Genomic DNA, 26,045 nt, shown 5'->3' with positions numbered 1-26,045 from the left:
ATCCGAGGAGACACGTGTTCACGGACAAAGAAATCGAGTACCTGGCCGGTCAGCCGCTGTGCCGGGTGGCCACCGCCCAGCCCGACGGCACCCTCCAGGTCAGCCCGGTCGGCTTCACCTACAACCCCGACACGCAGACGATCGACCTGCTGGGGCTCAACCTCCGCAAGAGCCGCCGGTTCCGCAACGTCGCCGACAACGGCCGCATCGCGCTCGTGATCGACGACGTCCCCAGCACCAACCCGTGGCGAGTCCGGTCCCTGGAGATCCGCGGTCACGCCGAGGCGTTCACCGACGTCGAAACGCCCGGCCACCACGACGACGCGATGATCCGCGTCCACCCCAAGCGCGTCATCGCCATCGGCGTCGAGGACTGGGACGTCGACTACACCCAGCAGACCCCCCACAGCCGCAACGTCTGACAGGAGACGATCACCGTGAAAGCAGTACAGTTCCAGCACTACGGCGGCCCCGAGGTCCTGCAGATCGTGGACCTGCCCAACCCCCACCCGGGCCCCGGCCAAGTCCGGATCAGGGTCCGCGCGGCCGGGATCAGCGCCAGCGACACCAAGATCCGCCGCGGTGAACTCAGCTTCGGCGCCACCCTCCCCCAGACCACCGGCGCCGACGTCGCGGGTGTCGTCGACGAGATCGGCGACGGCGTCACCGACGTCGCCGTCGGCGACCGGGTCTTCGGCATCTCCGACGACCAAGCGGCCGCCGCCGAGTTCGCCTTGCTGAGCTTCCGTGCTCCCATCCCGCCGTCGCTCGGGTTCGTCGACGCGGCCGGCATCCCGGTCGCCCTCGAGACCGCCACCCGAGGACTCGACCAGCTCCACGTCACCGCCGGAACCACCCTGTTCGTCAACGGTGCCTCCGGTGGGATCGGCACCGCGACCGTCCAGCTCGCCGTCGCCCGCGGCGCCCGGGTGATCGGCGCCGCCGGCGCCCGCAACAGCGGCTTCCTGAGCATGCTGGGCGCCGAACCGGTGACCTACGGCGACGGCATGACCGACCGCGTCCGCACGCTGGCCCCCGGCGGCGTCGACGTCGCCCTCGACGTGGCCGGCAACGGCGTCCTGCCCGAGCTCATCGACCTCGCCGGCGGTGAGACGAAGAACGTGATCACCCTCGCCGACTTCGCCGGCGCCGAACAGCACGGCGTGCACTTCAGCAACGGATTCGCCGACGGCAACGCCTTCCACGCCCTCGCCACCATCGGCGAGCTGATCGAAGCCGGCCGGTTCTGGCTGCCGGTCGAGCGGACCTTCCCCCTGGCCGACATCGCCGAAGCCCACCGGGCAAGCGAAACGGGCCATGTCCGCGGCCGGCTGGTCCTTACCGCATTCAGCTGACACCAAACCCTGGCTACCTGGAACACCTTGACAAAGCCCGGCTCGAGCCTCCATGGTTAGCTACATGAGTAATGAACCGACGAACCGCCGTGTGCGGTGGTCGGCGTGAAGGACGACGGACGGCCGCTGTTCCTGCAGATCGCCGAGCGGATCGAGAACTCGATCGTCGACGGCAGCCTGCCCGCGGACACGCAGGTGCCCTCCACCAACGAGCTCGCGGCCTTCCACCGGATCAACCCGGCGACCGCGGGCAAGGGCGTCAACCAGCTCGTCGCCGACGGGATCCTCTACAAGAGACGAGGCATCGGCATGTTCGTCGCGCCGGACGCCCGCGCGCAGCTGCTGGAGCGGCGCCGCCGGGACTTCACGCGGCAGTTCCTCGCCCCGCTGATGGCGGAGGCGGGCAAGCTCGGCATGGACGCCGAGGAGATCAAGAAGCTGATCGACGTCTGGGAGCCGCAGCGATGAACGTGGTGCGCACAACCGGGGTGAGCAAGCGCTACGGCCCGCTCGCCGCGCTCGACGGGGTGAGCGTGGAGCTCGCCGGGAACACGATCCACGGCCTGCTGGGCCGCAACGGCGCCGGCAAGACCACGCTGATGCGGATCCTCACCGGGCAGGCCTTCGAAACCGGCGGCACGGTGGAGGTCTTCGGGCAGCACCCATCCGAGAACGCCGACGTGCTTGCGCGGGTCTGCTTCATCAAGGAAAGCCAGCACTACCCGGAGAAGTTCCGCGTCAAGCACGCGCTGTGGGCCGCGCGACTGCTCTACCCGCACTGGGACGACGCCTACGCCGCGGCGCTGCTGACGGACTTCGCTGTCCCAGCGGGAAGCAGGATCGGGAAGCTCTCGCGCGGGCAGCTGTCGGCGGTCGGGGTGATCATCGGGCTGGCTTCGCGGGCCCCGCTGACCCTGTTCGACGAGCCCTACCTCGGCCTCGACGCCGTCGCGCGCCAGCTGTTCTACGACCGCCTGCTCGCCGACTTCGCCGAGCACCCGCGCACGATCGTGCTCTCCACACACCTGATCGACGAAGTCAGCGACCTGATCGAACACGTCGTCCTGCTCGACCGGGGCCGGGTGCTCATCGACACCGACGCGGAGACGCTGCGCGGCGAGGCCGTCGCGGTGACCGGGCCCGCCGAGGCCGTCGAGCGCTTCGCCGCCGGCCACCGGGAACTGCACCGCGAACGGTTCGGCGGCACCCTGCGCGTCACCCTCACCGGGGCCCGGGACCGGTACGAGCCCGGGCTGGACTTCGAGCCGGTTTCGTTGCAGCAGCTGGTCGTCCGCACCACCCAAGGCCACGGCGGGCCGGTCGCCGCCGGGAAGGAATCCTGATGACACGCGTGCTCGACGTCGCGCGGATCCAGCTGGTCAACTGGCCGGCCCTGCTCGCCTACCCGCTGGGCCTGCTGGCCGTGCTGCCGCTGCTGGGCTGGGGCATCGACGTCTCCAACGGCGAAGGCGCGTTCGGCGCGCACGAGATCTACCTGCTGCCGGCCCTGTGGGGCGTGGTCGCCCCCGCGCACCTGCAGTCGATGACGCAGGTGTTCCCGTTCGCGCTGGGGCTCGGCGTGACCCGCCGGACGTTCGCCGCGGCCACCGCACTGGTCGTCCTCGGGCAGGCGCTGCTCGTCGGGCTCGTGATGGTGGTGCTCGACGCAGTCGAGCGCTCGACCGGCGGCTGGGGCCGGGAGGCGCGGATCTTCGGGCTGGACGTGCTGGGCCAGCACGGCCTGTTCGCGCTGTGGTTCGTCTACAGTGGACCGCTGGTCGCGGTGTCCGCGATCGGGGTGCTGGCGGGCGTGGTGTTCCAGCGCTGGCGGCAGACGGGGATCTACCTCGGCCTCGCCGGGGCCGCCGCGCTGCTCGCCGGGATCAAGCTCCTGGCGTCGCAGCGGAGCTGGTGGCCCGCGATCGGCGACTTCCTCGGCGGGCAGCCGTCGTTCGCGCTGTACACGGCCTACCCGCTGGTGTTCGCGCTGGCCCTCGGCGGCACGGCGTGGCTGGTGCTCCGGCGCGCGACCGCCTGAAGGTCAGTCCTGAGTCGCCTGGCGCGCGAGGTTTTCGACGGTGGAAGCGGTCGCCGTGACGACGCCGGCCGTCTCCGGGGACAGGCCGTGGCGCCGCGCGATCCAGGCGACGTCGTTGTAGGTCACCCAGGTCTGGCCGTGCTCATCCTCCCAGACGAGGAACTTCAGCGGCAGGTCGATGCCGGCGACCTGGTTCTCCTGCATGAGCTGGGTGCCGCCGCGCGGGTTGCCGAAGATGAGCAGGAAGGTCGGACGGAGGTCCAGGTCGACCTCGCGGGCGTTGCGCGCGTGGTCGACCCGGGCGAACACGACGAGCCCGGCGGTGGCGATGGCCTGCTCGAGCCGGTCGACGGTCGTGTCCACCGGCCACTTGCTCGCGACGGTCACCAAACCCTGCTGATCCACGCGGTCTCCTCGGCTGAGCGGGCCGGACGCTCACTCCGCACCAGGGTACTGGGCGCGGACACCGGAGCGGGACAGGTGAACCACCGTTGTGGACATTGCCCCCGATCCTCGCCATGATCTCCGCCATGGTGACGAAAACCCCCAGAAATGTGACTATTCAGGCGATTGCTGTCACAGTGATGGCCGCCGCTCTGACCGTTTCCTGCGCCGCGAAATCGTCGACTGTCGCCGGGCAGCCCATTCCCGCGACCACCACTTCGGCGTCGGTCAGCAGCGCGAACACAGCCGCTGCCGATGCGAAGTCCGGTGCGCCGACCGCGGAACAGGCACTGGCCCAGTGGATCGGCGCGGTCGTCTCCGGCGACTTCGACCAGGCGTGCTCCGTCATGGCCGATGCCGAACAAACCCCACCGAAGGTCTTCTCCCCCGAAACGTGCGCCGGCCAAGACGAAACGATGAAGTCGGTGCGCAAGGTACTCGACGGGTTGCGCACCGCCTTCACCCCGGACAACGCGGCGAACCCGCCCAAGGTCGAGGTCGCGGGCCCGGCCGCCACCGGCGACTCGGCGAAGATCGCCGCCGACAAGATATCGGTCGAGGGGAAGACCCTCGACGACATCGTCCTGTCCCATTCCACCGGCGTGCAACCGGGCCAGACGAACATCACCTTCAGCCTGCAGAAACTCGAGGAAGCTTGGTACGTCACGAACTTCGACCTGAAGATCTGATCCAGGCCTTGGCTGCCCGGTTACCGGGGTGACGACCGGAAGGTCTTCCGAATACCTCGGCGCGTCAGGTGTCCGCTGCCAGCCGCTCCCGCAACTGGGCCCGCGAAGTGACGCCGAGTTTCGGGAAGACACGGTACAAGTGCGACCCGACTGTGCGCGCGGAGAGGAACAGCCGCTCGCCGATCTCCTTGTTGCTCAAGCCTTTCGCCGCCAGCTCGACGATCACCTGCTGCTGCGGCGTCAGTTCGAGCAGCGCCGTCGGCCCGGCGGGCTCCGCCCGGACGCCGGCCGCGCGCAGCTCGGCGACCGTGCGTTCGGCCCACGGCCGGGACCCGAGCCGGCGGAACGTCTCCAGTGCCGATCGCAGCGGCAGCCGGGCGTCGGCACGTCGGCCGCGTCTGCGCAGCCACTCGCCGTAGTCCAGCTGGGTCGCGGCCTGCTCGAACGGCCACGGCCCGGAGTCCGCGAGCGCCGTCCGGAACAGGTCCTCGGCCTCGTCCGGCGCGGCCAGCGCGCGGGCGCGAGCCACCAGGTTGCGCTGCCGTCGCGTCGCCGGGGTGACCCGGTCGACGAGGTGCGCCACCGGGTGGCCGGTGCGCGCCGCGGCGGCCGCGAGATCGGCGATGGCCAGCGGCGTCACATGGTAGTGCACCGGCCGGCCGTCCGCGTCGAACAGCATGCGGAGCTGGTCGTACGCCGTCTCGAAGTCGCCCTCGGCGGTGGCGGCCAGGCCCAGCGCCCACCGGCCGCGCGCGATCACCGACGCGCTCGCGTCCGGGGTGACGGCGGCCAGCGCGGCGGTGGCGAGTTCCCGGGCCTGGACGACGTCGCCCTGCAGCGCGAGGACCGTGGCGTCGAGGGTCTGGGCCGCCGCGGCGGTGTGCGGCAGGTCGCCGTCGGCCGCGCTCCGGGCCGAAGCGGCCGCGACCAGCCGGGCCGGCGCCCACCGCCCGGACTCCAGGTACGCCCAGCCCGCCGCGCAGCGCAGGACGTCCGGCAGCTCGGCGAGGTCAGCGGCCCGCTCGAAGCCCGCCACGGCAAGCGAAGTCTCGTCCAGCAGCCAGGCCATCGTGGCGTGGGCGATCAGCTGGTCCGGCCGGGACGGCGGGTCGGGGAGCCCGGCGGCCGACGCCGGGTCCGTCAGCGTCCGTGCCCACAGCGAACGGGCGACGACGCCCTCGCGACGGCCCGTGTAGTAGGCGACGACGGCGGCGCTGTCCATCGCTTCCCCGGCCAGCGGCTCGGGAAGGTTCGCGGCCGCGTCGAGCAGGTGCCGCAGCGCGGCGTCACGGCGCGGGGTGAGAGCCAAGGCCTGGCCTCGCCGGAGGGCGGTCTCGCCGTTCAACGCGGGATCCTCGACACGGCCGAGCAGCTCCAGGCCCTGTCCCGGGTAGCCACCGAGGATCGCCAGCTCGGCCGCGCGCAGCAACCGCCGATCACCACCGGCGCGGTCCAGCAGCCGCGCCGCCGTGCCGTACGCCCCGCGCCGGACGGCCTGCCCGGCCTGCTCGTCCAGCTCCGCCGCCGTCAGCTCGGGCACCGCGACGGCCACGTCCGCCGGCGGCCCGACTTCGAGGCGCGGCAGGCCGAAGTGCGCCTGGTGGCTCGCGCCGAGCAGGGCGACGGGTTCGCCGTCCAGGCGGCGCGCCACGAACGTGAGCACCCGCAGCGAATCCGGGTCGAGCCACTGCAGGTCGTCGACCACCAGCAGCACCGGCCCGAGCTCGGAAAGCAGGGTCAGCACGGCGATGCCCAGCAACAGCCGGTCGGGGCCGCCGTCGCCGGTGAGCACGCCCAGCGCGGCCCGCTGCCGCGCGGGGAGGACGTCGGCGCGGTCCAGCACGGACCTCAGCAGCTGGTGCAGGCCGGCGAACGGGATGTCGGTCTCGAGGCGGTGCCCGGACGCCCGCAGGACCAGGCCGCCGGCCTCGGCCGCGGCGTCGTCCAGGCGGGCGGTCTTGCCGGTTCCCGGGCCGCCGATCAGGATCAGGGCCTGCCCTCCGGTGACGAGGCTCACCCGGCGAACGTACCCGATGCAGTCAGGTGACGGATTCGGCGAGCGCCGCGCCGGGCCACGATCGAGGCATGCCCGAAATCACCCGAGTGCCGGAGAAGGAGTGGCCGACCCGGCCGCCCACCGCGATGTTCGCCGACCTGCCACAGTCCTTCTGGGACACCCGCCCGCACCTGTGGGACCCGGCCGGCGGCCGGCTCGTCAGCCGCACCCACACCTGGGTCGTCCGCGTGAACGGCTTGGTCGTGCTGGTCGACACGGGCATCGGCGACGGCAAGGACCGGCCGGGGATACCCGCTTTCCACCGGCTCGACACCGGCTTCCCAGCCCGGCTGGCCGAAGCGGGCGTCGAAGCCGGTGACGTCGACGTCGTCGTCAACACCCACCTGCACGCCGACCACGTGGGCTGGAACACCACCTTGGCCGGCGGCGAGTGGGTTCCGACGTTCCCGCGCGCGACCTACCTGTTCCCCGCGGCCGACTACGAGCACTTCCGCGGCGATCCGGTGCTCGCCGACAGCATCCAGCCGGTGATCGACGCGGGGCAGGCCGTGCTCTGGCGCGACGGCCACCGCATCGCCGACGACCTGGTGCTCGAACCGGCTCCCGGGCACACCCCGGGCTCCAGCGTGCTCAAGCTGCGCGAGGACGCCGTGTTCGTCGGCGATTTGCTGCACAACCCGGCCCAGGCACTGGAACCGGACAGCAACAGCATGTTCTGCCTCGACGCGACCGAGGCTCGCTCGGCGCGCCGGCGCGTCCTCGGCTGGGCCGCCGACCACGGCGCACTGGTGCTGCCCGCGCACTTCGAGGGCGGTCCCGTCGTCCAGGAAGGAGCGGGCTTTGCGTTCGCCTGAGCTGCTGGGCCGCCACGAGAACGGCGTGTGGATCTACCAGGGCATCCCGTACGCGACGCTCGAGGACCGCTTCGGCCCGCCGCAGCTGCCGCCGCCGGGTTTCCGGGACGCCACCACGCCGGGGCCGACCGCGCCACAGGAGACGCGGTCGTTCCCCGGCACGGACCTCGCGGCGATCCTCGGCCCCGGCTGGGAGCCGGGGCCCGACTACCTGACCGTGAACGTGTGGACCCCGGACTCCCCCGCCCGGGACCTCCCGGTCATGGTGTTCGTGCACGGCGGCGGGTTCCTCAGCGGATCCGGCCACGCCCCGATGTACGACGGCACGACCTTCGCCCGCGACGGCGTCGTGCTCGTGACGCTCAACTACCGCCTGGGCGCCGTCGGCTGGCTCGACCTGCCCGGCGCGCCCCGCAACCGCGGGCTCCTCGACGTCCTGGCGGCGCTGCGCTGGGTCCGGGCGCACATCGCGGGGTTCGGCGGCGATCCGGGCAACGTCACGCTGTTCGGCCAGTCCGCGGGCGCGATGCTGATCGCCGCGCTGCTGGCCACGCCCGAAGCGGACGGCCTGGTGCACCGCGCGATCTCCCAAAGCGGCGGAGCGCACGTGTTCAGCCCGGCCCAGGCCGAGCGGGTGACCGCGGCGCTGGCGGCGAAACTGGACGTGGCCCCGACGGCACGCGCGTTCGCCGGGATCGGTGACGCCGACCTGGTCCGGGCCGGGGCCGAGCTGCGCGTCGACACGCGGTACGACCGCTCACTCGGGGTCAGCCCGTTCAAGCCGGTGGTGGACGGCGCCCTGGAACTCGCGCCGGTCGATTTTGTCCTCGGCACCAACGAGAACGAGGCCGACCTGTACGTCTTCGAGCCGGTCACCGACGCCGACGTCCTCGCGGCCGCGAGCCGGCGGCACCCGGAACCGGAGCGGCTGGCCGCGAGCTACCGGGCCCGCTTCGCGCGCCCGGCCGACCAGTGGTCGGCCCTGGTGACCGAGCAGTTCGAGACCGGCTCCACGCAGCTGGCCGGGGCGCACCGGGGGCGGGTGTGGACTTACCGGTTCGGCCGCGACGGCGGGGCACCGCACTGCGCCGAGCTGCCGTTCGTGTTCGGGCCCGGTCCCCTCCATGACGCGTGGGTCGCGTTCGCCACGACCGGCGATCCCGGATGGGCACCGCGCGCGGCAACCAAGCGGTTCTCGATCGCCGCGCACGAGCCGGGCCGGCCGGCGACCCGGTACTGACCCTGGGCCACGGCCACCTCACAACCCGCCCCGCCCGCTCAGAAGCGGCGAATCCGCCGGTTGCCCCTGGTCGCGTCAGCCGTGCGACGCGACCGCTTTCGGTTTGCCGGCGAGGAAGTTCTCCAGGATCTCGGTGAATCGTGCCGGCTGTTCCTCGGCGACGTAATGTCCGCAATCGTCGATGACCACCTCGGTGACGTCGTCGGCCGCCAGTCGCATCGTGTCGGCTACCAGTGCGCCGCAGTACTGGGCGCCGCCGATGGCCAGCACCGGCGTTGTCAGCCGGGTCTTCTTGCGCTGCTCGTTCTGCGCGATCGTCTCGTCCAACGCCCGGTAGTACCCGAAACTCGCCCACAGGCCGCGCGGATCCGCGACGATCGCGTCGACGTAGACGTCGACCGCGTAGGCGGGGATCGTGGCCGGGGTGGCGCCCTTCGTGGCGAACTGGTGGCCGAAGAAGAGCGGCTCCCGTCCCCGGACCAGTTCCTCGTTGAGGTCGGTGAGCCGGTTGAAGCCGAAGTGCCAGAGCCGCTGGTTGGCCGCGGCCGTGCCGAAGACCGGCGGGGCCGGCGAGAGGCCGGGGATGATCGCGTCGACGACGGTGAGCCGGCCCACCCGCTCGGGGTGATCGGCGGCGAGGGCGTATCCGGTCCACATGCCGACGTCGTGGCCGACCACGTCGAACCGGTCGTGCCCGAGCGCGGCCATCAGCGCGACCAGATCGGCGGCCAGCGTGCCGGTGTCGTAACCGTCGTCGGGCTTGCCGGAGAGCCCGGCCCCGCGCGAGTCGACGGCGACGACGGTGTGCTCGCGGGCGAGCGCGGGCATCACTTCCCGCCAGGCGTACCAGGTCTGGGGCCAGCCGCCGACCAGCAGCAGCGGCGGGCCGTCCCCGCCGGTGACCGCGTGCAGCCGCAACCCGTCCAGCTCCACGAGCCGGCTGGTGAAGACGTCGGTGAACCCCTCGGGCAGCCGCAGCGAGTTCAAGTGTGTCGTGCCGGCGGCCGGGCTCATCTTGGAACGATCGGTGCAACTTGTCATGCCGGTGACCATACGCATCTTGAACCGATCAGTGCAAGATGTGTAGGCTGACGAACATGGCGGGCCGCAAGCAGTTCGACGTGGACGAGGCGTTGCGACGCGCGATGCACGTCTTCTGGCGCTGGGGCTATTCGGAGGCGTCGATCGACCGCCTGACCGAAGGCACGGGCCTGGGCCGAAGTTCCCTCTACAGCACCTTCGGCGACAAGAGCACCCTCTTCCGGAAGGGCCTCGAGCGCTACGCGCAGACCTACCACCCGCTGTACGGCCGGGCCCTGGCCGGCCCCCACCCGAGCCCGAGCGCCGTCGTGGCCGCCTACCTGCAGGTCACCCTGAACCGCATCGCCGACCCGGCGGTCCCGGACGGCTGCCTGATCACGATGTCGGCAGCGCAGTTCCCGGCCCTCGACGCGGAGAGCCAGGCGATGGTCCGCGCCATGATCGACGGCTTGCGGGCGATGCTGGAGCAGGCGATGCTCGCGGCGGGGGCCGACGAGCAGGAGGCGGCGGAGCTGGCGTTGTGCGCGCTCGCGACGAACAAATCCCTGGCGGTGCTGAGCCGTGCCGGCTTCTCGAGCGAAGACCTGGCGACGGTTGCCGCGGGCGCCGCTCGTCTCCCCGGGAGAGCAGGGGCCGGTCCCGGCCGTTCCGGATCAGGGGAGGATGTCAGGCGGTAGCCGGGATGACGACGACCTTGCCGTGCACCGCGCCCTCGGCGGCCCGTGCGTGCAGCGCCGGCAGCTCGGACAGCGGCACCCGCTCGGCGACCTCGACACGCAGCTCGCCGCGGTCGACCAGCGCCACCAGCTTCGCCAGCTGCCCGGCGTCGCTGCGGACGAACAGGTCGATGCCACGCACGCCGCGTTCCTCGTCGGCGGGAGCGGGCATCCACACCGTCGTGTTCACCACGACCCCGCCCGGCTTGACCAGCGTGACGAGCGCGGCCAGCTCCGCCGGGTCGACCGGTGCGAGGTTGAGCACGACGTCGACCGGCTCGGTCACCGCCGCGGTCACCCCGGTGGTGGTGTGGTCGACGACCTCGTCGGCGCCGGCCGCCTTGACCGCGTCGCCGCTGCGCGGGCTCGCCGTGGCGATGACGTGCGCTCCGGCACCCTTGGCCAGCTGCACGGCGTAACCCCCGACCGCGCCACCGGCGCCGTTGATCAGCACGCGCTGCCCGGACTTCAGCTCGCCGTGGTCGAACAGCGCCTGCCACGCGGTCAGCCCCACCAGCGGCAGCGCGGCCGCGTCGGCGAGCGGGACGCCCTTCGGTGCGGGCGTGAGGACCCCGGCCGGCGCGAGGACGTACTCCGCGGCGGCGCCGTCGCCGTCCATCGGCAGGAACCCGACGACCTCGGCGCCGGCCTGGACTCCGGTCACGCCCTCGCCCAGCGCGTCGACCGTGCCGGCGACGTCGATGCCAGGCGTGTGGGGCAGCTCAACCGGGATGGGGCCCTGCATGAAGCCGCCGCGGATGTTGCCGTCGACGGAGTTGAACGACGTCGCGGCGACCCGGATCCGGACCTGCCCGGCTTCGGGAACCGGCTGCTCCGCGTCTTCGTAGCGCAGGACGTCGGGGGCGCCGTACTCGTGGAAACGCACTGCCTTCATCGGAGTTCTCACCTTTGCTGGGTCCGGTGTGCCTTGATCCACACGGACCTCAGGATCGTGGCAACGGGACCGGTCAGCCTGGGCCGGTTTGGCCCACCTTGACCACGGCCGGCCCGCCCGAGGTGCGGACGACCTCGTCGAGCCGGGCCGCGTCGGCCGAACCCGGTGCCGCGGTGAGGACCACCGCCATCAGGCCGTCGCCGGGCACCTCGAGCAGGGCGCCGTCGAGCGTGATGCCGCCGCCGTCCGGGTGCCGGAACACCGCCCGGTTCTCGTAGGCGGACACGGTCTTCGGCGTGCGCCACAGGGTGTCGAACGGACGGCTGGTGCTCCGCAGCTCGTCGACCAGCTCGGCGAGCGCCGCGTCGGCCGGGTAACGCAGGTACGTGTCACGCAGCCGGGCGGCGAGCACGGCCCGGAAACCGGCCTGGTGCTCCTCGGCGCGAGCGATCTCCCCGCGCGCGTCGCAGAACGTGCGCCACGCGACGTTCCAGTCCCGGGCGGACCCGGCCGCCGCCCCGCCGCCGAGCGCCATCCACGCACCGTTGACGGCGACGACGTTCCACGCCGCGTCGGTCAGGAACGCGGGGGTGCCGGCGAACCGCTCCAGGAGCCGCAACGCCGCCGCCCCGGCTTCGCGCGGCACCTGGCCGTCGACCGCGGCGTACCCGGCGAGTGCGCAGAGCCGCTCGTAGTCCGCCCGGCCGACCCGCAGCGCGCGGGCGATGGCGGTCACCACGCCGGCCGACGGGCGACGCCTGCCCTGCTCCAACCGCCGGATGTAGTCCGCGGACACCCCGGCCAGCTCGGCCAGCTCCTCCCGGCGCAGCCCGCGGACCCGCCGCCCGGTGGTCCGCAGTCCGCCGACCGGCAGCCCGGCGGCCGCGGGCTCGGTGTGTTCGCGCAACCAGCGGACCGCGGCGCCCAGATCGGACAGGGACATGGCCCAAGTCTGCACCAGCGGGTGACCAGCCTGCTCCGGCACGCGGTCGAGCAGCAGCTGCGCGAGGCCAGCGACCTCGGCTGCGTGCAGTTCCGGCTGCCGGCCCGCCTCGGCGACTCGCCGACGGGCAGCCACCGCATGACCGACGGCGTCGTCCAGGTTTCACAAGAACTGAGTGCGAGAGGGCTGCGCGTCGGTCAGCTCGGTCGTTCGCCCGCGGCGCGCAGTGCGTACCGGCGCTCGGCGTAGGCGAGGTCGTCACGCCACAGCCGTTTCGCCGTGTGGCGCATGAGCGGGCGGATCGCCGGGGCCAGTTTCGTGGCCACGGCGAAACCGGGGCGCTCGGACGCGGCGATCGTCGCCTCGATCACCGCCGTTCGCGGACGGCCGTCGAGCCCGGGGCCGAGGGGTGTCGCGTGGGTCTCGACGACGCTCCCGGTGCCTTCGCCCGCCACGATGCGCATCACGACCGTCCGCGGCTCGGGGCAGGTGAACTCCGCGAGCACCGGGACCCCCCAGTGCCCGGCGAGGCGGAAGGTGACTTCGACCAGGAACCGGTCCTCGTCATCGGGGACGTCGGTGCCCTGGGGCGCCTCCAGCACGCGCAGACGGGTGAACGAGTAGGGGTGGAACCACGCGCCGTGCCAGGGGTCGAGCCGGTTGGCCACGACGTCCTCGGGCTCGCAGATCCCGGTGACCGTGGCGACGGCGTCGATGCCGGCGGCACCACCCGGGCGGATGGGGACCACCGGCCGGTCGGACGGCTGTTCGCGCCCGGCCGAGTCGAGCCGGGCCCACACGAGCACTCCGTCGTCGTGCGCCGGGACGGACGCCCAGGCGCCGCGGCGATCGCCGTCGAGCCGGAGACCGTGCCACCGGCAGACCAGCCCACCCCGGTCGACGCGGGCCTCGGCCAGCGGCGCGCCCAGGTGCGGGCAGGCGCCGGGCCCGATGCGGACGCTGCCGTCCTCCTTGCGCCACGCGACGAGTTCCCGCCCGGCGATCGTCACGCCGAAGGGCCGGTCGGTCCGCACCGATCGGCTCGCCCCCACGACGAACCAGTTGCCGGACGGCCGCGCGGACGCGCGCTTGCCCGCCGCCTCGATCACCGCGGGCGGGCAGTCGCGGTAGGTCGGTTCCTGTCGCGCCCAAGGTGGTTCACGGAAGGGTTGGACTGGCCACCGGCTCGGCCACCGCCGGATGATTCGCTGGGTGACGCTCACCAGGCCATCGTGACCGACGCGCATCGATCCCGCAAACGCGCCGGCGATTCGCGCGCTTCGCCACGAGTCGCGGGTTTATCCGCTCCCTGTCAGGGTAAAGCCAGCGAGAACCCCTGTGGACGGTGGCAGTGCCGACATCGATCACGCAGCTGCTGCGCCCGGCGGAAGAAGGAACCCGGATGACCGTGATCCCCCACACCGCCACCGCGCCCGCGGTTTGGCTGGACACCCTGCGCCACCGCTGCGCGGCCGACGTCCGCCGCTTCGTCACCGAAAGGGCCGGGGAACACTTCACCGGCTGGGCCGCCGAGACGCCGGCCGTCACCGCGTTGCCGGAGTTCGTGGCGGGCGGCAAGTTCCTCCGGCCCCTGTTCGCCTACGCCGGCTGGCGCTGCGGAGAAGGCGAGAACGACGCCGCACTGCGCGCCGTGGCGAGCCTCGAACTGCTGCACTGCTTCGCGTTGGCTCAAGACGACGTCATGGACGGCTCGGCGCGGCGGCGCGGCCGGCCCGCGCTGCACGTGTCCTTCGCTCGGTGGCACGAATCCGCCGGTCTCGGCGGTTCCGCCGCGCGGTTCGGCGAATCGGCGGCGATCCTGGCCGGTGACCTGTTCCTCGTCTGGTCCGAACAGATGCTGCGGGAGAGCGGCTTGGGGGCCGACGTGCTGGCCCGCGGCTGGCCGGTGCACGACCACCTGCGGTCGGAGCTGGCCGTGGGCCAGCTCGGCGACCTGATCAACGACGCCCGCACCCTGCCGTCGTGGTCCGACGTGCTCGACGTGATCCGCCGCAAGTCCGGCAACTACACCGTCCGCCGCCCGCTCGAGTTCGGCGCCGCCCTGGCCGGCTGCGACACCGGCGTCATCGACGTTCTCGGCACCTACGGTGAGCTGATCGGCGAGGCCTTCCAGTTCCGCGACGACCTGCTGGGCGCCTTCGGCGACCCGGCCGTCACCGGCAAGCCCGCGGGCGACGACCTGCGCGAGCGCAAGGCGTCCAGCGTCGTCGTGCTCGCCGCGGAACTGGCCGGCGACCGGCAGCGCCGGGAACTGGACGACCTGCTCGCCGCCGACGCCGTCGACCCGGCCGCCGTCGCACGCTGGCAGCACCTGATCACCGCCACCGGCGCGCGTGACCAGCTGGAGAAGCTCATCGACGACCGGGTCCACCGCGCACTCGAAGCGATCGACCTCGCCGGCCTGCCGGACCGGCCGGCCGCCGCGCTGACCGCGCTGGCGGTCCGCTGCACCGAGCGGGTCCGATGAGGACGGTGACCGGCCGCACCGACCGGATCGTGGTCGTCGGCGCCGGGCTGGCCGGGTTGTCCGCGGCCCTGCACCTCGCCGGGCGGGGACGCTCGGTCGTCGTGGTCGAACGCGATCCCGGCCCGGGCGGGCGCGCCGGGCGCGTGGTCCGCGACGGCTACCACCTCGACACGGGGCCGACGGTGCTGACCATGCCGTCGATCCTCGCCGACACCTTCGCGGCGGTGGGCGCCGACCTGACCGCACACGTGCGGCTGACCCGGCTCGACCCGGCCTACACCGCGCGGTTCGCCGACGGCTCGGTCCTGCCCGTGCACTCCGACGCGGACCGGATGACCGAGGCCGTCCGGGCTTTCGCCGGGCCGGCGGAGGCGGCGGGGTACCTCAGGTTGCGGAGCTGGCTGACCCGGTTGTACCGCACGGAGTTCGACCGGTTCGTCGCCGGCAACACCGACTCGCCACTCGGCCTGCTCTCCCCCGACCTCGCGCGGCTGGTGGCCATGGGCGGGTTCCGGCGGCTGGACTCCCGGATCGGCTCCTTCCTGCGCGACGAACGCCTCAAGCGGGTCTTCACCTTCCAGGCGCTCTACGCGGGAGAGTCGCCGATGCGGGCGCTCGCGCTGTACGCGGTCATCTCCTACATGGACACCGTGGGTGGCGTGTACTTCCCCGAGGGCGGCATGGCCGCCGTGCCCCGGGCGATGGCGAACGCCGCCGCCGACGCCGGGGTGGAGTTCCGGTTCGGCGTGTCCGTGACGTCGCTGGAGCGCCGGGGGGCCCGGATCACCGGCGTCCGCACCGCCGACGGGGACCGGATCGGCTGCGACGCGCTCGTCCTGACCACCGAACCCCACCGGAGCTACGAGCTGCTCGGCCGCGTGCCGCGCCGGCCGGTTCCGCTGCGTGCCGCGCCGTCGGCCGTGGTGCTGCACGCCGGTGGCCCCGGCGACTGGCCGGTCGGGCACCACACGATCTCCTTCGGTGCGGGCTGGACGTCGACGTTCCGCGAGCTGATCACGGACGGGCGCACGATGAGCGACCCGTCTCTGCTGATCACCCGCCCGAGCGCCACCGACCCCGCACTCGCCCCGGCCGGGCGGCAGCTGTTCTCGATCCTGGCCCCGGTACCGAACCTCCGGCGGCTGCCGCGGGACTGGGACAGCGACGCCGGCCCGTACGCCGAGGAGATCCTCGACCACGTCCGCGCCCGCCTGCTGCCCGGTTTCGCACCCGAGATGTCGTACACCCTGAGCCCGGCCGACTGGCGGCGTCGCGACATGGTGGCCGGCACGCCGTTCAGCTACGCGCACTCGTTCGTCCAAACCGGACCGTTCCGCCCGCGGAACCTGCCCCCGGGAACGGAAAACGTCGTGCTCGCCGGCGGCGGGACCGTGCCGGGGGTCGGTGTTCCCACGGTGCTGATCTCCGGCAGGCTGGCCGCCGACCGGATCACCGGGACTCCGCGGGCCACCACCGGCACCGTCGATCTCGCCTCGGAGGCGGCCCGATGACCCGCCGCGAACTCGACGCCGCCGGCATCACCGAGCCGGACCTCCGCCGCGCCTACGGGCGCTGCCGCGAGATCAACGCCCGGCACGGCCGGACCTACTTCCTCGCCACCCGCATGCTCTCCCCCGCCCAGCGACCGGCCGTCCACGCGCTCTACGGGTTCGCCCGCCGCGTCGACGACCTGGTCGACGAACCGCAGCCCGGCGCCACCCCGGACGGTCTCACGGCCACGCTGCACGACGTCGAACGGAAGTTCCTCGCCGACCTCGCCGCCGGGCGCAGCGAGGACACGCTGCACACCGCCGTGATCGACACCGCGACCCGCTACGACATCGCGGACTCGTACTTCCGCGCCTTCTTCGCCTCCATGCGGATGGACCTCACCGTCACGGGCTACCCGACCCGGGCCGCCCTCGACGAGTACGTGCACGGTTCGGCCGAGGTCATCGGCCTGCAGATGCTGCCCGTCCTCGGCACCGTCGTGGCCGCGGCGGAAGCGGCGCCGCACGCCGCCGCGCTCGGCAAGGCGTTCCAGCTGACGAACTTCCTGCGCGACGTCGCCGAGGACCTCGACCGGGGCCGCGTGTACCTGCCGGCGGACGAACTCGCCGCGGCCGGCGTCGACCGCGACCGCCTCGCCTGGTGCGCCACCACCCGGCGGATCGATCCCCCGGTCCGGCGGGCGCTCGCCGACCAGGTCGCGCGAACCCGCCGGATCTACGCCGATGCGCGGCCCGGCATCGGCATGCTGCACCCGGCGTCCCGGCCCTGCGTGTGGACCGCGTTCACGCTCTACGGCGGCATCCTCGACCGCATCGAGGCCGCCGGGTACAACGTCTTCGCCGGACGCGCCCGGGTGCCGCGGCACCAGCGCCTGTTCGCCGCCTGCGACGCGCTCGTGCGAGCCCGGTGGGCGCGGCACCGGCACCCGGTGGCGGTGGGCTGAGGTGGGCAAGGTGGAGTACCTGCTCGTCCTCGGCGCCTGCGTCGTCGCGACGCTGCCGCTGGAACTGGCCGGGGCCCGGGTCTACCGCAGGCCGCGGCGGCTGGCGCGGGCGGTGCTGCCGGTCGCCGCGGTGTTCCTGGTCTGGGACGCGATCGCGATCGCCACGGGCGTGTGGGACTTCGACCCGGCCTTCGTCACCGGTCTCCGGGCCCCGCTGGGCATCCCGCTGGAAGAGGTGCTGTTCTTCGTCGTCGTCCCGGTCTGCGGGCTGCTGACCTACGAAGCGGTGCAGCTGACCGGAAGCCTGCTCGGCCGGCTCCTGCGCAACCGGCACCGGGTGTCCCGCTGATGCCGTGGGGCTACACGGTTCCCGCGGTCGCCGCCGTGCTCGCCGTGGTCGTGCTGGAGCTGCTGGTGCTGCGCACCGGGCTGCTCCGGCGGCCCGCCTACTGGGTCACGATGGCCATCGTGACCGCCTTCCAGGTCCCGGTCGACGGCTGGCTCACCAAGCTGTCCGCACCGATCGTCCGGTACGCCCCCGGTGAAATCACCGGCTGGCGGTTCCCCTGGGACATCCCCGTCGAAGACTTCCTCTTCGGCTACGCCATGGTCACCGCGGTCCTGCTGCTGTGGGAACGCGGGAAGTCCCGAAAGGACACTGCATGAACCCGCTGCCGGGCAACGGTCTTCCCCGCGCCGAGGTACCCGCCGCGTTCGACGCCGGGGCCGCCGCCTACGACCGGCTCGTCGGCGCCAACCCGGGCTACCACCGCCACCTGCGCATCTCCGCGCGGCGGCTCGGGCTGCCCGGCCGCGGCGCCGGGGCGCGCGTGCTCGACGCGGGCTGCGGCACCGGCGCGTCGACCGCGGCGCTGCTCGCCGCCGCGCCGCACGCGCGCGTCACCGCCATCGACGCCTCCGCCGCGATGCTCGCCCAGGCGCGTGCGAAGACGTGGCCGGAAACGGTCGAGTTCCACCACACCCCCGTCGAGGAGCTGGCGGGGGTCCACGGCCCGTTCGACGCGGTCTTCGCGGCGTACCTCCTGCGCAACCTCGCCGATCCCGACGCGCAGCTGAAGACCCTGCACGGCCTCCTGCGCCCGGGCGGCCGCATCGCGGTGCACGAGTACTCGGTGCGGGACTCCCGGCGCGCCCGCTGGGTCTGGAACGCGGTGTGCGGCGCGATCGTGATCCCCGCGGGCCGGCTCGCGACCGGCGACGCCACGCTGTACCGGCACCTGCGCCGCAGCGTGCTGGCCTTCGACGGCGTGGGTGAGCTCTGCGCCCGCCTCGCCGACGCCGGGTTCACCGACGTCCGCACCGGCACGATGACGGGCTGGCAGCGCGGGATCGTCCACACCGTGCTGGGGACCCGCGCGTGATCCCGGGCCGCGACCGCCGGCTGGAGACGTACCCGGCCCACGGCGGGCTCCCCGACGCCGGCCTCCTCGGCCGGCGCCCCCGGGCCGCGGTCGTCGGCGGTGGCATCGCCGGGCTCACCGCGGCGACCGGGCTCGCCGAGCGCGGCGTCGAGGTCACCGTGTTCGAACGCGAACAGCACCTCGGCGGCCGGGCCGGCGGCTGGGACGAGCGCCTGCCGGACGGCACCGCGGTGACCATGAGCCGCGGGTTCCACGCCTTCTTCCGCCAGTACTACAACCTGCGCGCGTTGCTCGCCCGCACCGACCCCGGCCTCGATCGGCTCACCGAGGTGCCGGACTACCCGCTCGTCGACCCGCACGGCCGCACCGACACCTTCGCCGGCCTGCCGCTGACACCGCCGTTCAACGCGCTCGCGTTCGCTCTGCGCAGCCCCACCTTCACCGCGCGAGACCTGGTGCGCCTCAACGGACCGCGCGCGCTCCCCCTCGCCACCGTCAGCGTGCCGCGGATCTACGAGCAGCTCGACCACGTCGACGCCGCGACGTTCCTCACGGCCATCAACTTCCCCGCCGCCGCCCGGCACCTGGCCTTCGAAGTGTTCTCCCGCAGCTTCTTCGCCGACCCCGGCGAGCTTTCGGCCGCCGAGCTCGCGACGATGTTCCACCTCTACTTCCTCGGCTCCGCCGAAGGTCTGCTGTTCGACGTCCCCGCCGAGCCGTTCCCCCAGGCCCTGTGGGATCCCCTGGCCGGCTACCTCAGCGGCCTGCGCGCCGACATCCGCACCGGCGTCGCGGTGAGCGGCATCCGGCGGGAGGCCGCCGGGTTCCGCGTCGGCGACGAGGGCTACGACGCCGTGGTGCTGGCCTGTGACGTGCCGGGGCTTCAGCACGTCCTCGCCGGCTCCCCGGACCTGGGCACCCCGGGGTGGCGCGCCACCGTCGAAGACCTGCGCACGGCACCACCGTTCCTCGTGCGGCGGCTCTGGCTCGATCGGCCGGTCCGGGCCGATCGCCCGGCTTTCCTCGGCACGGGCGGCCTTCCGCCGCTGGACAACATCAGCGTTCTCGAGCGGTACGAAGGCGAAGCGCGCCGGTGGGCCCGGCGCCACCGCGGTTCCGTCGTCGAACTGCACGCCTACGCGGCCGGTGCCGACACCGGCCGCGTCACGCGGGAGATGGACGAGCGCCTGCACCGGATCTACCCCGAGACCGCCGACGCCGGCCTGATCGGCGAAGTCACCCTCGTCCGGCAGGACTGCCCGCTGTTCCCCGTCGGCGGCTTCGCGCGCCGGCCCACCGTCGGAACACCCGAGCCCGGCCTGGTCCTCGCGGGCGACGCGATCCGCGTCGACCTGCCCGTGGCGCTCATGGAACGGGCGGCCACCACCGGCTGGAGCGCCGCGAACACCCTGCTGCGGGGCTGGGGCCTGCTGGGGCACCCGCTGCGGTCGGTCCCGAACCGCGGGCGGATCCCCTTGCTCGAACGGCTGGTTTCCGGCCACGGCTTCCGGGGAAATCCCGATGATGGCCGACAACTCCGTACCCGATGAAGCCACCCTCGACGCCGTGGGCAAGGTGACCGAGGCCCTCGAGACGATCGAACGCGCACGAGGGCACCTCTACGCGTTCCACCAGCAGACGGGCTGGGCCGACCTCCTCTTCGGCGACGCGGTGGAGCGGCTCGAGAAGGCCGGTCACCCGGCGTGGGCGGAGCGGATCCGCGAGGAGCTGATCGGGCTGAACGTGCTCCCCGATCGGTGGACGTTCCAGGTCGTCGAGGACTACGACGACGGCTACTACCGGACGTGCCGCGACCTGGAGCGTTCACTGCTGGCCGAGTTCACCGGAGGGCGCCGTCACCTGCAGGAACAGCAGATGAAGGACGCCCGACGCACCCGTGGCCGTCCCGGTCACGAAGCCGGCCCGCCGAGCACTCCCCCGCCGGAGGTGTGAGCGAGCCGACGGTGGCCCGGCCCTGACGGCAGCGGACGGGGAGCCCACGATGCCCTCAGCTCGAACACGGCCGAGCCACCATCCGCGTTCTGGTACCCGCGGAGCCGGCCTGCAAACGTGGTCCGGACCGTTCTGCCGGTTCGGCGGCGGGATGCCAAAGTGGAGGGTGTGACCGTGTCTCGCACGAAACCAGCTCCGGACGGGACACCTGCCGTACCCGGCCTGGCCCAGGCCGGAATCGTCGCGTCACTGCGCCATCGTGTCCGCGCCGCGTGTGCGGAAGCCGGGATCCCCGTCGAAGACCGGGCCCGGCTGGTCCTGGCGGTCACCCTCCTCGCCGAACCCGTCCTCGGCACCGGCGGAACGGTCGGCCTCGAAACCGTGGTGGCCGATGGCGTGCTCACCATCGGCGTCCGGCTGCCGGAGCCGCTGCCGCAGCGGCGTCTCGACGACTTGCCCCAACCGGCCGCCGTGACGGACGGCGAACGCGTCACCTGGCGCCTGATCGCCGGTGATCGCCCGGTCCCGGCGCCGGCGGACGACGAACTGGCGACCCGGCAGGAGATGCTCGCGCTGACCACCCGCGCGGACACGCTCGCCCGGGAAGAACGCGCGCTCAGGCACGAGCTGGCCGAAACCAACAGCGGCGTGCTCGCCATGTACGTCGAGCTGGAACAACGCGACGAACAGCTCCGCCACGCCCACGCCCGGATCTTCCAAGAACTGGAAGACGCCCTCCGGCCCCCACCACCCGCCGTCCCTGGGCTGGAGCTGGGCGTCTGCTACTCCCCGACCGAACCGGACTCCCCCACCGGCGGCGACCTCTACGACTGGTTCGTCCTCCCCGACGGCCACCTGCACGTCACCCTGGTCGACGCCGTCGGCCACGGCGTCACCTCGACCAGGGACGCCCTCACCGTCACCCACGCCATCCGCACTCTCGCCCTCGAAGGCCACCCCTTCCGGGACCTCATCGCCCACGCCTCCCACACCCTCGCCCCGATCGCCCCCACCCTCATGGCGACCGTGCTGCTGGCCCGGATCGACCCCGCCACCGGCGACACCCAGCTCGCCAACGGCGGCCACCCCGAACCCGTCCTCCTCGACACCACAGGCGACACGCGGTTCCTCAACCCCCCGGTCGTCGGCCGCGGCGTCGGCTTCCCCGACCCCGGCAGCCCGCGCCTCGTCGACCTGAACCTGGCGCCGGGGGCCACGCTGCTGCTCTACACCGACGGGCTCGTCGAATCCCGCAAAGACATCGACGAAGGCCAAGCCCGCCTGCTGGAGATCGCCCGCACGCACGCCGGCCGCCCGGCGACGGTCCTGCCGCGCGAGGTCGTCGCCCGGATGCACGACGTCGTCATCTACGCCGACGACACCGTGCTCCTGGCCATCCACCGACCCGCGGCCGACCTCCAGCGCTGACCGCTACCCGGGGTGCGGGACGAGCAGGGCCAGCATCTCCGGCAGGTCGAAGAAGCGGGCGATGTCGAGCGCGGACCGCGGGCCGAGGGCAGGATCGGCGCCCGCCGCCAGCAAGCGGGTGACGCTGCGCTCGGAGCGGCGGAACACCGCCGCTCCGAGCGCGGTCTGACCCCGGTCGTTGACCCGTGCCGTGTCGGCACCCGCGTCGAGCAGCGCACGCACCGTGTCCGGGTGGTCGTGGTACGCGGCCAGCACGAGCAGGGAGTCGCCGGCCTCGTTGGTGAGGTTCACCGGTATCCCGGCCTCGATCGCCGCCGCCAGCCGTCCGGTGTCGCCGGTGCGGGCGAGGTCGAACAGCGAGCGGAGGTAGTCGAGTTCCTCATCGGTGAGTGCTTCGGTCACGACCGGCCTTTCTCAGGAGATCGACGCGGGGAACCGCTCCCACACGCGGTGGGCTCCGAGCAGTTTCGTCGTCTTCGCCAGCACCGTCGCCGGGTCGTCGTCCAGGACGATCCCCGCTCCGGTGGCGCAGCCGGCGGCCTCGAGTGCGGCTTGGCCGCTGCCCCAGGCCCCGATCGCCTTCGCGTGGCGGAAGCACTCCTGGACGATCAGGACGACACGGGGATCGACGGCGTCGTCCCCGGCGGGCAGCGCGTCCGCACCGGGCGGCGGGCTCCCCGCGAGCAGCAGGGCGTCGAATTCGACCGAACGCGCGGTGAGGAGGGTGCGCTGGGCGACCAGGCCGCTGTCGGCGTCGAGCGGTCCGCCGGTGGGCGCGATCAGCAACGGCACCATGCCTTCGGCGAGGATGGTCTCGCGGACCGTGCGCACCCCGTCGAGGTCGGTGGGGTCGACCACGATCCCGATGATGCGCCCGTCGGTCGGCCACGTCCCGCCGAGCTGGGACAGCGCGGGGCTCGGCGTGACCTTCTTTGGCCGTCCGCCGGTGGTCGGGGCGGGCAGACCGAGACCCAGCGCCACCTTCTGGCACAGCTCACGGTCCACATTGGCCAGCACGAGCAGTTCGCGTTCCTTGATCGCCTGCTCGTAGCACTTGCCGAGCTCGAAGGTGAACGCCAGCACGACGTGCTGCTTCTCGATCGGCGTCAGGCTCAGCCAGAACAGCCTCGCCTGCGTGTAGTGGTCGGCGAACGACACCGGCGACTGCCGGACCTTCGCCGCCTTCGGCAGCGGCTGGGCGACCTCGATGAACGGCTTGGCCGCGGCGCCGGCCTCGAACGGGTTACCGCCGTCGAGGGAGTTCGGCTTGTACGGGGCGACCCCACCGTGGATCGCCTGCTGGTGGAAGCCGTCGCGCGTCATGTCGTTGACCGGCACGTGCGGGCGGTTGACGGGGATCTGGTTGAAGTTCGGCCCCGCCAGCCTGGTCAGCTGGGTGTCCAGGTAGGAGAACAGCCGCGCGTGCAGCAGCGGGTCGTCGGTGACGTCGATGCCGGGCACCAGGTTCCCGACGTGGAACGCGGCCTGCTCGGTCTCGGCGAAGAAGTTCGTCGTGTTGCGGTTGAGCGTCAGCATCCCCACCGGCTGCACCGGGGCGAGCTCCTCCGGCACCAGCTTCGTCGGGTCCAGCAGGTCGATGCCCTCGAACGTCTGCCTCGGGGTGTCCGGGAAGATCTGCACGCCCAGCTCCCACTGCGGGTACGCGCCGGACTCGATGGCGTCGGCGAGGTCGCGGCGGTGGAAGTCCGGGTCGACGCCGTTGAGCAGCTGCGCCTCCTCCCAGACCAGGGAGTGCACGCCCAGCTTCGGCTTCCAGTGGAACTTCGCGAGCGCGGACTCCCCGTCGGCGTTGACGAGCCGGAAGGTGTGGACCCCGAAGCCCTCCATCGTCCGGTAGGACCGGGGAATCGCGCGGTCGGACATCTGCCACAGCACGTGGTGGGTGGCCTCGGTGTGGGTCGAGACGAAGTCCCAGAACGAGTCGTGCGCGCTCTGCGCCTGCGGGATCTCCCGGTCCGGGTGCGGTTTGGCCGCGTGGATGATGTCGGGGAACTTGATCCCGTCCTGGATGAAGAAGACCGGGATGTTGTTGCCGACCAGGTCGAAGTTGCCTTCCTGGGTGTAGAACTTCGTCGCGAACCCGCGGGTGTCGCGCACGGCGTCGGCCGATCCGCGCGAGCCGACGACCGTGGAGAACCGCACGAACACCGGCGTCTCGACGCCGTCGCCCAGGAAGCCGGCCTGGCAGACGTGCGAGGCCGTGCCGTAGCCGACGAACACCCCGTGCGCGCCGTAACCGCGCGCGTGCACGACCCGCTCCGGGATGCGCTCGTGGTCGAAGTGCATGACCTTCTCGCGCAGGTGGTGATCCTGCAGCAGCGTCGGGCCGCGCTCGCCCGCCTTCAGGGAGTGGTCGGTGTCGGCCAGCCGGGCGCCGGCCGTCGTGGTGAGGTACTCGCCCTGCTGCGCCATCGACGTTTTCGGGGCGCCGGTCGGCGCGCCCGTCGGGGTCACGGTCTCAGGCGCGTCCTGGTCCGGCTTGGGCGGCAGCGGCTCACGCGGGTCGATCGGTTCTTCGAGGGACGGCGTTCCACTGCCGGGTGTACCGGGAATCGGGGGGTTCGTCAGCTCGGTGACCTTCTCGACCGCCTTCTCGAGTGCGGTCTTGACGAGCTTGCCGGGGGTCTTGCGGGCCACTTGCGTCCTCCTCGTGGTGGAAAGCTGAGGGACCAAGTACCCGCGAATCCGCCGGATAAGCGGCGATGACCCGATCAAGTGCCGAATGACCTGCCCCGAGCCGGCCGAGTCCAAAAGGGACCGTCCGATGTCCCCGTGCCGCGGTTATCTCGTCGCAGGTGGGGTAACCACCCGGCCTGGCGTGATCAAGTGCCGACTACCCGTCCCCGCCGCAGCGAACCCTCTCGCCGATGGCCGAGTAACGACCGCCGCAGTGGGTAACCAGGCGAACTCCAGTGAGCGCAGGGAGTCCGACGCATGCCCGAACCCGAAGACCGCCTTCCCGACGAGGCCCCGCACGACGGGGGTTCCTTCGCCGACGCGGAAGCCGCCGCGGCCGAGCTCAGCACCACGGCTCAGCCGCTGGGAGCGACCGGGGAACCGCTCAACCGCCGGTCCCCGTTCCTGATCGGCATGGCCGGCGCCGCCGGTGTCGCCGTGATCTACGCGCTCGTGCAGATCATCGCCGGGCTCCAGGACGTCCTCGTCCTCATCGGGCTCGCCCTGTTCCTCGCCATCGGCCTCGAACCCGCCGTCGCCTGGCTGACCCGGCACCGCTTCCCCCGCTGGCTCGCCGTCACCACCGTCTTCGTCGTCGGCCTGCTCGCCATCGGCGGGTTCCTCACCGCCGCGATCCCCGTCCTGGTCGAGCAAGCCACGCAGTTCGTCACCAAGGCGCCCGGTTACCTCCACGACGCCCAGAACCACAACACCGCCCTCGGCCAGCTCAACGAACGCTTCCACCTGCAACAGCAGCTGGAGAGCCTGGTCAGCGGCCCGGGCATCGGCAGCGGGCTGCTCGGCGCCGGCCAAGCCGTGTTCAGCGCGCTGACCAACGTGCTGCTGCTGGTCGTGCTCACCGTCTACTTCCTCGTCGACCTCCCCCGCATCCGCGCCGGCGGCTACCGGCTGATCCCGCACTCCCGGCGGCCGCGGGCCATCCTGATCGGCGACGAGATCTTCACCAAGGTCGGCGGCTACGTCCTCGGCAACCTGGCCATCTCGGTCATCGCCGGGGTGCTGACGCTGGTCTGGCTGCTGATCTTCGGCGTCCCCTACGCCGCCCTGCTGGCGATCGCCGTCGCGATCCTCGACCTCATCCCGGTCGTCGGGTCGGTCGTCGGCGGCGTGCTCGTCAGCCTGGTCGCGCTCACCGTGTCCCTGCCCGTCTGCCTGGGCACGATCGGCTTCTTCATCGGCTACCGGCTCGTCGAGGACTACGTCCTGGTGCCGCGGATCATCGGCGGCGCCGTCAAGGTGCCCGCGCTCATCACGGTCGTCGCCGTTATCCTCGGTGGGGCGCTGCTCGGCGTCGTCGGCGCCCTCGTCGCGATCCCGGTCGCGGCGGCGCTCCTGCTCCTCGTCCGGGAAGTCCTCTACCCGCGGCTCGACCGCACCTGACCGGAAGGA

Annotated in this window: 28 protein-coding genes; 20 read left to right on the top strand and 8 right to left on the bottom strand. The window is 72.6% G+C overall.

Annotated elements, in window-relative coordinates; translation table 11 throughout:
- Nucleotides 1-14 precede the first annotated feature (14 nt).
- The 5 genes from OHS58_RS09550 to OHS58_RS09530 all read left to right on the top strand — a co-directional run bounded on the left by OHS58_RS09550 (nt 15) and on the right by OHS58_RS09530 (nt 3,393).
- A complete protein-coding gene (locus tag OHS58_RS09550; protein ID WP_328647942.1) occupies nt 15-422 on the top strand; it encodes a PPOX class F420-dependent oxidoreductase in 408 nt (135 codons plus the stop codon).
- 15 nt (nt 423-437) lie between these two features.
- Entirely contained in the window at nt 438-1,355 is a 918-nt protein-coding gene (locus OHS58_RS09545) for an NADP-dependent oxidoreductase (protein WP_328647941.1), read from the top strand.
- A gap of 96 nt (nt 1,356-1,451) precedes the next feature.
- Complete coding sequence (locus tag OHS58_RS09540) at nt 1,452-1,823, top strand: GntR family transcriptional regulator (RefSeq protein ID WP_247052349.1); 372 nt, start codon at nt 1,452-1,454, stop codon at nt 1,821-1,823.
- The gene (locus tag OHS58_RS09535) at nt 1,820-2,698 is read left to right on the top strand and encodes an ABC transporter ATP-binding protein (protein WP_328647940.1); all 879 of its coding nucleotides are present in this window, start codon (nt 1,820-1,822) and stop codon (nt 2,696-2,698) included. The genes OHS58_RS09540 and OHS58_RS09535 overlap by 4 nt, the downstream gene beginning before the upstream one ends.
- Complete coding sequence (locus OHS58_RS09530; protein WP_328647939.1) at nt 2,698-3,393, top strand: hypothetical protein; 696 nt, start codon at nt 2,698-2,700, stop codon at nt 3,391-3,393. The genes OHS58_RS09535 and OHS58_RS09530 overlap by 1 nt, the downstream gene beginning before the upstream one ends.
- Nucleotides 3,394-3,396: 3 nt before the next feature.
- Here OHS58_RS09530 and OHS58_RS09525 read toward each other — a convergent pair whose 3' ends face one another.
- Entirely contained in the window at nt 3,397-3,798 is a 402-nt protein-coding gene (locus tag OHS58_RS09525; protein ID WP_328647938.1) for a DUF302 domain-containing protein, read from the bottom strand.
- 125 nt (nt 3,799-3,923) lie between these two features.
- Between OHS58_RS09525 and OHS58_RS09520 the strand changes: the two genes are divergently transcribed.
- Entirely contained in the window at nt 3,924-4,526 is a 603-nt protein-coding gene (locus OHS58_RS09520) for a hypothetical protein (protein WP_328647937.1), read from the top strand.
- Nucleotides 4,527-4,590: 64 nt separating this feature from the next.
- On the opposite strand, the gene OHS58_RS09515 is transcribed toward OHS58_RS09520, so the two are convergent.
- Nucleotides 4,591-6,543 (bottom strand): helix-turn-helix transcriptional regulator, encoded by a 1,953-nt coding sequence (locus OHS58_RS09515; RefSeq protein WP_328647936.1) that lies wholly within the window; start codon nt 6,541-6,543, stop codon nt 4,591-4,593.
- A 68-nt stretch (nt 6,544-6,611) separates the two neighbouring features.
- Here OHS58_RS09515 and OHS58_RS09510 point away from each other — a divergent pair, with 68 nt between their 5' ends.
- Nucleotides 6,612-7,397, top strand: a complete 786-nt coding sequence (locus OHS58_RS09510; RefSeq protein WP_328647935.1) for an MBL fold metallo-hydrolase — start codon at nt 6,612-6,614, stop codon at nt 7,395-7,397.
- The gene (locus tag OHS58_RS09505) at nt 7,384-8,637 is read left to right on the top strand and encodes a carboxylesterase/lipase family protein (protein WP_328647934.1); all 1,254 of its coding nucleotides are present in this window, start codon (nt 7,384-7,386) and stop codon (nt 8,635-8,637) included. Before OHS58_RS09510 ends, OHS58_RS09505 begins: the two co-directional genes overlap by 14 nt.
- Before the next feature lie 75 nt (nt 8,638-8,712).
- Here OHS58_RS09505 and OHS58_RS09500 read toward each other — a convergent pair whose 3' ends face one another.
- The gene (locus OHS58_RS09500; protein WP_328647933.1) at nt 8,713-9,651 is read right to left on the bottom strand and encodes an alpha/beta fold hydrolase; all 939 of its coding nucleotides are present in this window, start codon (nt 9,649-9,651) and stop codon (nt 8,713-8,715) included.
- 83 nt (nt 9,652-9,734) lie between these two features.
- On the opposite strand from OHS58_RS09500, the gene OHS58_RS09495 reads away from it, so the two are divergent.
- Nucleotides 9,735-10,355, top strand: a complete 621-nt coding sequence (locus OHS58_RS09495; protein ID WP_328647932.1) for a TetR/AcrR family transcriptional regulator — start codon at nt 9,735-9,737, stop codon at nt 10,353-10,355.
- On the opposite strand, the gene OHS58_RS09490 is transcribed toward OHS58_RS09495, so the two are convergent.
- Nucleotides 10,345-11,289, bottom strand: a complete 945-nt coding sequence (locus OHS58_RS09490) for an NADP-dependent oxidoreductase (RefSeq protein ID WP_328647931.1) — start codon at nt 11,287-11,289, stop codon at nt 10,345-10,347. The genes OHS58_RS09495 and OHS58_RS09490 overlap by 11 nt on opposite strands.
- A gap of 73 nt (nt 11,290-11,362) precedes the next feature.
- Nucleotides 11,363-12,232, bottom strand: coding sequence for a helix-turn-helix domain-containing protein (locus tag OHS58_RS09485; RefSeq protein WP_328647930.1), 870 nt, complete (start codon nt 12,230-12,232; stop codon nt 11,363-11,365).
- Between the two features lie 21 nt (nt 12,233-12,253).
- On the opposite strand from OHS58_RS09485, the gene OHS58_RS09480 reads away from it, so the two are divergent.
- Nucleotides 12,254-12,481, top strand: coding sequence for a hypothetical protein (locus tag OHS58_RS09480; protein WP_328647929.1), 228 nt, complete (start codon nt 12,254-12,256; stop codon nt 12,479-12,481).
- Here the strand turns inward: OHS58_RS09480 and OHS58_RS09475 are convergent.
- Nucleotides 12,430-13,479 carry a DUF5914 domain-containing protein gene (locus OHS58_RS09475; protein WP_442875526.1) on the bottom strand — a complete coding sequence of 350 codons (1,050 nt, stop codon included), beginning with the start codon at nt 13,477-13,479 and terminating at the stop codon, nt 12,430-12,432. The genes OHS58_RS09480 and OHS58_RS09475 overlap by 52 nt on opposite strands.
- Before the next feature lie 155 nt (nt 13,480-13,634).
- On the opposite strand from OHS58_RS09475, the gene OHS58_RS09470 reads away from it, so the two are divergent.
- The 9 genes from OHS58_RS09470 (at nt 13,635) to OHS58_RS09430 (ending at nt 21,938) form a co-directional block, all read left to right on the top strand.
- Nucleotides 13,635-14,720 (top strand): polyprenyl synthetase family protein, encoded by a 1,086-nt coding sequence (locus OHS58_RS09470; RefSeq protein WP_328647927.1) that lies wholly within the window; start codon nt 13,635-13,637, stop codon nt 14,718-14,720.
- Nucleotides 14,717-16,231, top strand: a complete 1,515-nt coding sequence (gene crtI / locus OHS58_RS09465; RefSeq protein ID WP_328647926.1) for a phytoene desaturase family protein — start codon at nt 14,717-14,719, stop codon at nt 16,229-16,231. The genes OHS58_RS09470 and crtI overlap by 4 nt, the downstream gene beginning before the upstream one ends.
- Nucleotides 16,228-17,175 (top strand): phytoene/squalene synthase family protein, encoded by a 948-nt coding sequence (locus tag OHS58_RS09460; protein ID WP_326950183.1) that lies wholly within the window; start codon nt 16,228-16,230, stop codon nt 17,173-17,175. Before crtI ends, OHS58_RS09460 begins: the two co-directional genes overlap by 4 nt.
- 1 nt (nt 17,176) lies before the next feature.
- Entirely contained in the window at nt 17,177-17,524 is a 348-nt protein-coding gene (locus OHS58_RS09455; protein ID WP_247052368.1) for a lycopene cyclase domain-containing protein, read from the top strand.
- Entirely contained in the window at nt 17,524-17,841 is a 318-nt protein-coding gene (locus OHS58_RS09450) for a lycopene cyclase domain-containing protein (protein WP_442792309.1), read from the top strand. The genes OHS58_RS09455 and OHS58_RS09450 overlap by 1 nt, the downstream gene beginning before the upstream one ends.
- Nucleotides 17,838-18,557 carry a class I SAM-dependent methyltransferase gene (locus OHS58_RS09445; protein ID WP_326952836.1) on the top strand — a complete coding sequence of 240 codons (720 nt, stop codon included), beginning with the start codon at nt 17,838-17,840 and terminating at the stop codon, nt 18,555-18,557. The genes OHS58_RS09450 and OHS58_RS09445 overlap by 4 nt, the downstream gene beginning before the upstream one ends.
- The gene (locus OHS58_RS09440; RefSeq protein ID WP_328647925.1) at nt 18,554-20,107 is read left to right on the top strand and encodes an FAD-dependent oxidoreductase; all 1,554 of its coding nucleotides are present in this window, start codon (nt 18,554-18,556) and stop codon (nt 20,105-20,107) included. The genes OHS58_RS09445 and OHS58_RS09440 overlap by 4 nt, the downstream gene beginning before the upstream one ends.
- The gene (locus OHS58_RS09435; RefSeq protein ID WP_371827536.1) at nt 20,079-20,510 is read left to right on the top strand and encodes a hypothetical protein; all 432 of its coding nucleotides are present in this window, start codon (nt 20,079-20,081) and stop codon (nt 20,508-20,510) included. Before OHS58_RS09440 ends, OHS58_RS09435 begins: the two co-directional genes overlap by 29 nt.
- Nucleotides 20,511-20,747: 237 nt before the next feature.
- The gene (locus tag OHS58_RS09430; protein ID WP_442875558.1) at nt 20,748-21,938 is read left to right on the top strand and encodes a PP2C family protein-serine/threonine phosphatase; all 1,191 of its coding nucleotides are present in this window, start codon (nt 20,748-20,750) and stop codon (nt 21,936-21,938) included.
- A 3-nt stretch (nt 21,939-21,941) separates the two neighbouring features.
- Here the strand turns inward: OHS58_RS09430 and OHS58_RS09425 are convergent, their stop codons facing one another.
- A complete protein-coding gene (locus OHS58_RS09425; RefSeq protein ID WP_328647923.1) occupies nt 21,942-22,340 on the bottom strand; it encodes an ankyrin repeat domain-containing protein in 399 nt (132 codons plus the stop codon).
- A 12-nt stretch (nt 22,341-22,352) separates the two neighbouring features.
- Entirely contained in the window at nt 22,353-24,371 is a 2,019-nt protein-coding gene (locus tag OHS58_RS09420; protein ID WP_442875557.1) for a catalase, read from the bottom strand.
- Nucleotides 24,372-24,893: 522 nt separating this feature from the next.
- Between OHS58_RS09420 and OHS58_RS09415 the strand changes: the two genes are divergently transcribed.
- Entirely contained in the window at nt 24,894-26,036 is a 1,143-nt protein-coding gene (locus OHS58_RS09415) for an AI-2E family transporter (protein ID WP_326950190.1), read from the top strand.
- The last annotated feature ends 9 nt before the right edge of the window (nt 26,037-26,045 follow it).

Origin of the sequence: Amycolatopsis sp. NBC_00348 (genome assembly GCF_036114655.1) — a bacterium.
Lineage (GTDB): Bacteria > Actinomycetota > Actinomycetes > Mycobacteriales > Pseudonocardiaceae > Amycolatopsis.
Note: the sequence above shows the minus strand (reverse complement) of the source record. Positions and strands in the feature narration are given on the sequence as shown.

Bases quoted from the DNA above. Each gene is read 5' to 3' on its own strand.
- OHS58_RS09535 (WP_328647940.1), top strand. From the start codon at position 1,820: ATGAACGTGGTGCGCACAACCGGGGTGAGCAAGCGCTACGGCCCGCTC.
- OHS58_RS09530 (WP_328647939.1), top strand. From the start codon at position 2,698: ATGACACGCGTGCTCGACGTCGCGCGGATCCAGCTGGTCAACTGGCCG.
- OHS58_RS09520 (WP_328647937.1), top strand. From the start codon at position 3,924: ATGGTGACGAAAACCCCCAGAAATGTGACTATTCAGGCGATTGCTGTC.
- OHS58_RS09510 (WP_328647935.1), top strand. From the start codon at position 6,612: ATGCCCGAAATCACCCGAGTGCCGGAGAAGGAGTGGCCGACCCGGCCG.
- OHS58_RS09500 (WP_328647933.1), bottom strand. From the start codon at position 9,651: ATGAGCCCGGCCGCCGGCACGACACACTTGAACTCGCTGCGGCTGCCC.
- OHS58_RS09495 (WP_328647932.1), top strand. From the start codon at position 9,735: ATGGCGGGCCGCAAGCAGTTCGACGTGGACGAGGCGTTGCGACGCGCG.
- OHS58_RS09490 (WP_328647931.1), bottom strand. From the start codon at position 11,289: ATGAAGGCAGTGCGTTTCCACGAGTACGGCGCCCCCGACGTCCTGCGC.
- OHS58_RS09485 (WP_328647930.1), bottom strand. From the start codon at position 12,232: ATGTCCCTGTCCGATCTGGGCGCCGCGGTCCGCTGGTTGCGCGAACAC.
- OHS58_RS09475 (WP_442875526.1), bottom strand. From the start codon at position 13,479: ATGCGCGTCGGTCACGATGGCCTGGTGAGCGTCACCCAGCGAATCATC.
- OHS58_RS09470 (WP_328647927.1), top strand. From the start codon at position 13,635: ATGACCGTGATCCCCCACACCGCCACCGCGCCCGCGGTTTGGCTGGAC.
- crtI (WP_328647926.1), top strand. From the start codon at position 14,717: ATGAGGACGGTGACCGGCCGCACCGACCGGATCGTGGTCGTCGGCGCC.
- OHS58_RS09460 (WP_326950183.1), top strand. From the start codon at position 16,228: ATGACCCGCCGCGAACTCGACGCCGCCGGCATCACCGAGCCGGACCTC.
- OHS58_RS09450 (WP_442792309.1), top strand. From the start codon at position 17,524: ATGCCGTGGGGCTACACGGTTCCCGCGGTCGCCGCCGTGCTCGCCGTG.
- OHS58_RS09445 (WP_326952836.1), top strand. From the start codon at position 17,838: ATGAACCCGCTGCCGGGCAACGGTCTTCCCCGCGCCGAGGTACCCGCC.
- OHS58_RS09435 (WP_371827536.1), top strand. From the start codon at position 20,079: ATGATGGCCGACAACTCCGTACCCGATGAAGCCACCCTCGACGCCGTG.
- OHS58_RS09420 (WP_442875557.1), bottom strand. From the start codon at position 24,371: ATGGCGCAGCAGGGCGAGTACCTCACCACGACGGCCGGCGCCCGGCTG.
- OHS58_RS09415 (WP_326950190.1), top strand. From the start codon at position 24,894: ATGCCCGAACCCGAAGACCGCCTTCCCGACGAGGCCCCGCACGACGGG.